This is a genomic window from Stenotrophomonas sp. Steno-Z10-HUANG, assembly GCF_056393075.1.
In genome coordinates this window covers 129,178-135,303 of record NZ_JBWJPA010000011.1, presented here as the reverse complement: position 1 = coordinate 135,303, position 6,126 = coordinate 129,178, and the positions used below count along the sequence as shown (strand labels likewise).

The window sequence follows — 6,126 nt, the reverse complement described above, 5'->3', positions numbered from 1 at the left end:
GGCCAGATCAGGGCCGATGATCACGCCTACGTAGTCCATCTCCAGGCCTTGGCTGGTGTGGATGCAGCCGACCTGCTCGACGGAGTTGTCGGCGATGGCCCACAGGCTGCCGTCACTGCCCAGGTTCCACTGGGCGCGGTAGTCGTGTTCGGGGATTTCAATGTCCCAGGCGTTGGGGTCTTTCTTGCTCTTCCAGTCCCAGCAGTAGCCGGCGACCATGCGCGATTTGTTGTTGTCGCGGTTCTTGTCGCGGATCAGTTGGTGCAGGTCGCGTGGGGAATCGACGATGCCGAATTCGAAGGCGCCGCGGTCGAAGTCGGTATTGGCGGTTTGGCGGATGCCGAGCAGGTTGTCCAGCCATGCGATGTAGCCGTCCGAGCCGGCGCAGCGGAACTGGGACGACAGTTCAAGCAGGCTGACCTCGGCGTCGAAGTAGGCGGCCCAGCGGCGCAGTTCTTCTGTATGGCCGATGTCGGACAGGGTGACTATCTGGTCGTCGTCGACGAAGAACACGGTGCAACGGGCGCTGCGGATCAGCTCCATGACCTGGTTGTCGCCGAGATTGCCGTACAGGCCGCTCTTTTCATTGAGGCGGTGGGCCTCGTCCACCACCAGTACGTCGAAGATGTTGGGTTCGGTGGTGTGGAAGCCGCCGGAGCCGGAAAACAGGCCGGCGATCTCGTACTTGCGGAGGTGCCCGGCCAGCTTCTGCGCGTAGACGGCACGCGGCGCGGCGTTCTTGGAAACGTATTTAGTGGTCAGGCCGCGCTTGGTCAGTTCCACCAGCAGGTTGATGGCCACCACCGATTTTCCGGTGCCTGGGCCGCCCTTGACGATGACGACCTGCTTGCGGGTGTCGCTGGCCTGTGCGGCGCGGGCGAGGCAGTTTTCGTAGACCAGTTTCTGGTCGTCGATCAGGACGAATTCCTTGTTGCCCTTGAGCATGCCGGCAACGCTGTCGGCCAGCATCTTGGACGGGCGCACGCGGCCGTTTTCGATGCGGTACAGCAGTTTGGCGCCGTCGCCATGCTTGACGTGCTGTTTGATGAAGTTGCGCAGCTTCTGCCTTTCATCTGGCCCGCGCAGGAATACGGGCGCCTTGTCCAGATGGGCGGCATAGCGTGGATCCATGACGCCGCCATTGTGGACGTGGTTGTGCAGGTAAGCGCAGGGTCTGAGCTGGATACCGCCTTCATGCACGGCCTCGTTGAAGCCTTCCAGCAGTGCGGCGTAGGACCAGGCCTGGTAGCTGGGGTGGATGCCTTCACTTTCTGCAGGACCGCCGCGCTGGGCGATGATGATGCCGTCCTTGTCGGTAACCCTGGACTCGGACCACTGCTTGAGTTCGACGATGATCGCGCGCGGGTCGCTGTCGGCGGCGTGGCCGCTCAGAATGAAATCGATGCGCTTGTTGCTGTAGGGAATGCCGAACTCAATGCCCACGCCCATGTCATCGGGCAACTCGTCATCGGCTAGCACGTCCACCATTTGCATCAGCGAATGGCGCCATGCCCGGAGTTCCGCAGCGGGGGCGCTACGTCCGGCCTTCTTCTGGAAGGACTCGGCGACGATGTCCTCAATGGCGCTCTCTTCCGCATCCTTGAGGAACTTGGACCGGGTGGACTGATAGACGATCACGCGGGGTCTTCCCCCGCCGTCCTGCTTTGTTGGAGTTGGCTGTACTTGTCGCTGCGGCCTTTTGCAAGTTCGACCGGGTATTTCCTGGCATTGATCAGGAGCTTGTTGCGCGCGGCGTCGGCCGGGTCGATTTGCAATACATCACACAGGCGCAGCAGGTAAAGCAGGACATCGGCGATTTCCGTGCCGACCTGGGCCTTGCGCTCGTCGCTCAGGTTCCGGCTCTGGGTTTCGGTGAGCCACTGGAAGTGTTCCATCAGCTCGCCAGCTTCGATGCTCAGGGCCATGGCAAGGTTCTTGGGGCTGTGGAACTGTTCCCAGTCGCGTTCCTGCGCAAACTGGCGCATGGCAGACTGGAGTTCATCGAGTGCGTCGGGCATGGCATCGAGTTGCTGTAGGAAATTCCTGATAATGGTAATCCGCCATTGACCCCGGTGGGGCCTGCTTGCATGCTGGGTCTCGGAGCCTAGAAACTCCCCACACAGCGGTACCCACCTCCGAAAATTCGGTGGGTTTTTTGTGCCTGCCTCGCAGGTACAACAGCCGACGCGATGCCTGCGTCGGGAGGGCGGCGAATACAACACCCGCAAGGGGAATAAGCCCGCCGTCTGTGTGCGGTTTCTAGCCTCCCGACTTCCCGTCCGCCGTCCGCGGCGGGCGGCCACTTCATGGAAGGAGGCGGCAACGATGGCGAAGCACACGTTGGACGATGAGCGGCCGGGTTACTACCTGCCCGAAGACAGCCAGCAGCGGCTGGTGCGGCTGAGCGACCACATCAAGTTCCTGCTGCGGTTGATGCAGCCGCTGGCGGATGCGGCGGGCGAGCCGGCGCGCAAGGTGCGCCTGGCCGAGGTGGCGTTCTGCCTGGAGTTGCTGGGCGACCAGGTGGACCTGGTGCTGGACGAGGTGTCGTGGCCCGCGCAGCGTACGGCGCAGGCGGGCGCGCCCGCGCGCGATGCGGCGGATCAGGCGCAGGGCTACGCCTTCGGCGTCACGCTGGCGCAGGTGGATGCGCTGGATGGCTGGGTGCGCACGCTGGCCGCGCAGGGCGATGTGCTGGCCACCGGCGATGCCGCCGGGTGGGCGGGCGGCACAGTGCCGTCGATGGGCCGCGCGGTGTTCGATGCGGCGGCGGCCATGCGTGGTGTGCTGGATGCGGTGGAAACGCAGCGGCTGGCAGCCGGCGCGGATGCGAGCCTGCGGGTGGAGGAGGCGCGGGCGGTGTATGCGGTGCCGCGTGCGTTGCCGGCAAGGGTGTCGCGGGACCCGGTGCGGGTGGAGGCGGAGCTGGAATACGGCGATTCCCTGCACTGAGGGGGCGCAGCACGCGGGGCGCACGGCCAACGGCCCTGCGCCGGCGTGGGCTCAGGCCGCGGCCAGTTGCTGCAGGTGCGTTGCGAAGCCGCTTTCGTCGCTGGCGGCGTTGATGTGGTCGAAGTAGGTGTACCCGCCGCTGGCGTGGATGCCGGCGGGCAGGGCGTCGCGCGCCTGCGTGTCGGGGACCGGCGTCGCTTCCCTCGGGCGGGGCAAATAGGCGATGCTGCCGTAGCACAAGGGGGAGCGCATGACGCACGCAGAGCACGACGACAAACAGGCGGCGCCGGGCGGCGCGCCGCCCGCCACGCCGATGAACTGGTCGCCGATTCCCGATGTGGGCACGGGCGATGAATCGTGGGTGCTGAACCTGTGGCGGCGCGGGTGCCGCGAGCCGGCGCTGATGTTTTCAGCGGCGTATGTGCTGGTGGGGTTCCTGGGGCTGTGGTCGAGCGCGTGGTTCTACCACGGCTTCGGCATCACCATTGCCGATTACCTGCAAGCCAGCGATTACCTGGTGGCGGGCCTGCGCGACCCGGGCAGTGTGCTGATCTTCGCCATCGGCGTGCTGCTGGCGGTATTGGTGAGCTGGCCGGAGGCGCTGCGCCGCCGTTACCCGGACTATGTGGCCGACCTGCGCCGGCGGCGCTGGTGGGCGCGCATGGCGTTTCCGCAGGCGCGGATCATGACCTGGGACGGCATTGGCATCCACCCCATCACCGGGGTGAGCCTGGTGGTGGCGTCGTTCATGCTGATGGGCTCGGCGGTGTACATGCAGACCAAGGGCGAACTGGTGCGCGAGAAGGGCCGCGGCACGCCGGTACAGGTGCATATGATCGGCGACGCCGCGCCGCGGCCGGGCCAGGCGCGGTTGCTGGGTACCAGCAGCGCCTTTGTCTATCTGTGGTGGCCGGCGCAGCGCCGCGCCGAAGCGGTGCCCATTACCTCGGTGCGGCAGGTGCAGGCCGCGCCCAGGGGAGCGCGCGACGCCGCGGTGGCGGCACCGTCAGCGGCACCGGCACCGGCGGCGACGCCAGCGACGCGCTGAGCCGGGCTGCCCGGTCACGGCCGGCGGGGCAGGGCCACTACGTGCCCGCTGCCGCATGGCCGCACAGGGCCGGCGCCGCAGTGGCGCGTTCAGTGGCTGGTGTGGTGCTTGCGCCCGCTGCCGGATTTCTTGCCACCGCCATCGTGCTTGTTGACCGTGGCCCAGGCGATGCGCTCGGCGGTTCGGGTGCTGGCGCCGCGGGCTTTTTCGCTCTTTTCGATGTGCGCGGCCTGGCGCTTCTGCTTGTCGGTGTAGCTGGATTTGTCGCCCTGGGTCATGGCGGTACTCCCGTGGGTGTGGGCCTGCAGGTATAGGCCGGGCGGCGCGGGGAGAAGGTGAAGCGGCCGTTGCCGGTGTGTTATGCCAGCCCGTGCCCGGCGCTGGCGGGGGGCTTGGCTAGAATGCGGGGACTGCTCCGCTGCCGGACCCATGCTTGATGCGTATCGACCCCGCCGAGATCGAAGCCCTGTTCGACGCCATTCCCAGCGTGCTGTTCTTCGCCAAGGACGTGCAGGGCCGCTATACGCACGTCAACAAGACGATGATGCAGCGGCTGGGGGTGAAGTCGCGCGGCGAGGTCATCGGCAAGCGCGCCGACGAGCTGTACCCGGCGGGCATGAGCGAGGCCTACGTGGCCCAGGACGCGCGCGTGCTGGGCGGCGAGGTGATCGAGAACGTGATGGAGCTGCAGCTGTTCGCCAACCGCCAGCCGGGCTGGTGCCTGACCTGCAAGCGGCCCATCGTGGAGAACGGGAGGGTGGTGGGGCTGATTGGCATCTCGCGCGACCTGGGCCAGCGCGGCGGGCTGGAATCGCAGTACGAGCCGCTGCGGCTGGCGCTGGATTACCTCAACACGCACTACGCTGAAAACGTGCGCATGCAGACCCTGCTGGACATCACCGGGTTCTCGCTGAGCAAGCTGGAGCGCAGTTTCCGCAAGGTGTTCCAGATGACGCCGCAGCAGGTGCTCACGCGCCTGCGCATCCAGATCGCCCTGCACCTGCTGCACGGGCAGGACAGCGTGGCCAGCATCGGCCAGGCCTGCGGCTTTACCGACCAGAGCGCGTTCACCCGCAAGTTCAAGGCCGAGGTGGGCATGGCCCCGCGCCAGTACCGGGCGATGATCGCGGCGCGGCAGCAGGAAACCGCCGCGCCGGAGTGACGTCCGGCTGTGCGCTGCGGCGCAGGGTTCCAGCCTGCGGCTATGCAGGCAAAGAGGCGGCTGCGCGTGGGCGCACGCCACAAGCCGATGCCGGGTTGAAGAAGAGCGGTTGCTGGGGCCGGTGATGGGCCGGTGCGCGGCGGCGGTGCCGCGCTTCAGCCGGCGTAGCCCGCGCGCGGTTCCTGCACCTGGCCGCCGGCGTCGATGCGGATGCGCGGGCGCAGCCAGGCGGCGAACTCGGCTTCGCTGGTGGCGCCTTCGGCCAGGCCCAGCATGGCGATGTACTTCTCTTCATCGGTCGCGGTCAGCTGGCCGTCGTTGAGGGCGATGAACACGCGGTAGCAGACATGCGCGGTGCGCTTGTTGCCATCGACGAACGGATGGTTGCGCGCCAGGCCGTAGGCCAGGCTGGCGGCAAGATCGGCCAGGTCCGGCGGTGGCTCGCCATAGGCGTGCAGCTGCGGCGCGCGCGCGAGCGCGGAGTCGAGCAGGGCGTCGTCGCGCACGCCGCTGCCGCCGCCATGTTCGGCGAGCTGGCGGTCGTGGATGGCCAGTGCCAGAGGCTTGCTGATCCAGCGGATCATGGCCGCCTCACTGCGCCAGCTTGTGCAGCACCTGGCGGTCTTCGCGCATGATCGCCTCGGCCACCTCCATCTGCGCGGCAAGCTCCGGGTCGAATACGGTCAGGCGGATGCCGTCGGGCGTTTCCAGCGCATGCAGCTCGTCGCCTTTTTCCAGGCGCAGGCGTGCAAGCAGTTCCTTGGGCAGGATGATGCCGGACGAGTTGCCGATGCTGGTGATCTTGAGTTTCATGGTGGGACTCCGCCGTTTGTTATAACGGACGTTATCACTGGGTGGCGGGGTGGACAAGCGGACTACCGGGTGCGCCGGCCGTAGGTGCGCGCCGCATGTGCCCGTCAGAAGTACGGCCGCAAAGCAAACGGCCCGCTTGCGCGGGCCGTTG

9 protein-coding genes are annotated in these 6,126 nt (G+C 66.9%); 3 read left to right on the top strand and 6 right to left on the bottom strand.

Translation table 11 applies throughout. The annotated features are described in order from the left end of the window. A partial coding sequence (locus AC06E6_RS14475; protein WP_478061805.1) for a DNA/RNA helicase domain-containing protein occupies nucleotides 1–1,638 on the bottom strand: 1,638 nt, incomplete at its 3' end. After that, nucleotides 1,635–2,018 (bottom strand): nucleotide pyrophosphohydrolase, encoded by a 384-nt coding sequence (locus tag AC06E6_RS14470; protein WP_478061804.1) that lies wholly within the window; start codon nucleotides 2,016–2,018, stop codon nucleotides 1,635–1,637. The genes AC06E6_RS14470 and AC06E6_RS14475, both read right to left, overlap by 4 nt. 307 nt (nucleotides 2,019–2,325) lie before the next feature. Between AC06E6_RS14470 and AC06E6_RS14465 the strand changes: the two genes are divergently transcribed. Continuing rightward, nucleotides 2,326–2,952: an XAC0095 family protein gene (locus tag AC06E6_RS14465; protein ID WP_478061802.1), complete on the top strand. Its 627-nt coding sequence runs from the start codon at nucleotides 2,326–2,328 to the stop codon at nucleotides 2,950–2,952. A gap of 51 nt (nucleotides 2,953–3,003) precedes the next feature. On the opposite strand, the gene AC06E6_RS14460 is transcribed toward AC06E6_RS14465, so the two are convergent. Beyond that, entirely contained in the window at nucleotides 3,004–3,204 is a 201-nt protein-coding gene (locus AC06E6_RS14460; RefSeq protein ID WP_240212132.1) for a DUF6616 family protein, read from the bottom strand. Here AC06E6_RS14460 and AC06E6_RS14455 point away from each other — a divergent pair. Next, nucleotides 3,203–4,000 carry a hypothetical protein gene (locus AC06E6_RS14455; protein ID WP_240212131.1) on the top strand — a complete coding sequence of 266 codons (798 nt, stop codon included), beginning with the start codon at nucleotides 3,203–3,205 and terminating at the stop codon, nucleotides 3,998–4,000. The two genes, AC06E6_RS14460 and AC06E6_RS14455, sit on opposite strands and share 2 nt — an antisense overlap. 89 nt (nucleotides 4,001–4,089) lie before the next feature. Here AC06E6_RS14455 and AC06E6_RS14450 read toward each other — a convergent pair whose 3' ends face one another. Next, on the bottom strand, nucleotides 4,090–4,278 hold the full coding sequence (locus AC06E6_RS14450; protein ID WP_104939282.1) for a hypothetical protein: 189 nt from the start codon (nucleotides 4,276–4,278) through the stop codon (nucleotides 4,090–4,092). Nucleotides 4,279–4,436: 158 nt separating this feature from the next. On the opposite strand from AC06E6_RS14450, the gene AC06E6_RS14445 reads away from it, so the two are divergent. Beyond that, a complete protein-coding gene (locus AC06E6_RS14445) occupies nucleotides 4,437–5,162 on the top strand; it encodes an AraC family transcriptional regulator (protein ID WP_104939281.1) in 726 nt (241 codons plus the stop codon). Between the two features lie 155 nt (nucleotides 5,163–5,317). Here AC06E6_RS14445 and AC06E6_RS14440 read toward each other — a convergent pair whose 3' ends face one another. Together AC06E6_RS14440 and AC06E6_RS14435 are read right to left on the bottom strand one after the other, a co-directional pair. Next, a complete protein-coding gene (locus AC06E6_RS14440; RefSeq protein ID WP_478061800.1) occupies nucleotides 5,318–5,746 on the bottom strand; it encodes a type II toxin-antitoxin system death-on-curing family toxin in 429 nt (142 codons plus the stop codon). A gap of 7 nt (nucleotides 5,747–5,753) precedes the next feature. Next, nucleotides 5,754–5,975 carry an AbrB/MazE/SpoVT family DNA-binding domain-containing protein gene (locus AC06E6_RS14435; protein WP_104939279.1) on the bottom strand — a complete coding sequence of 74 codons (222 nt, stop codon included), beginning with the start codon at nucleotides 5,973–5,975 and terminating at the stop codon, nucleotides 5,754–5,756. Between the last annotated feature and the right edge of the window lie 151 nt (nucleotides 5,976–6,126).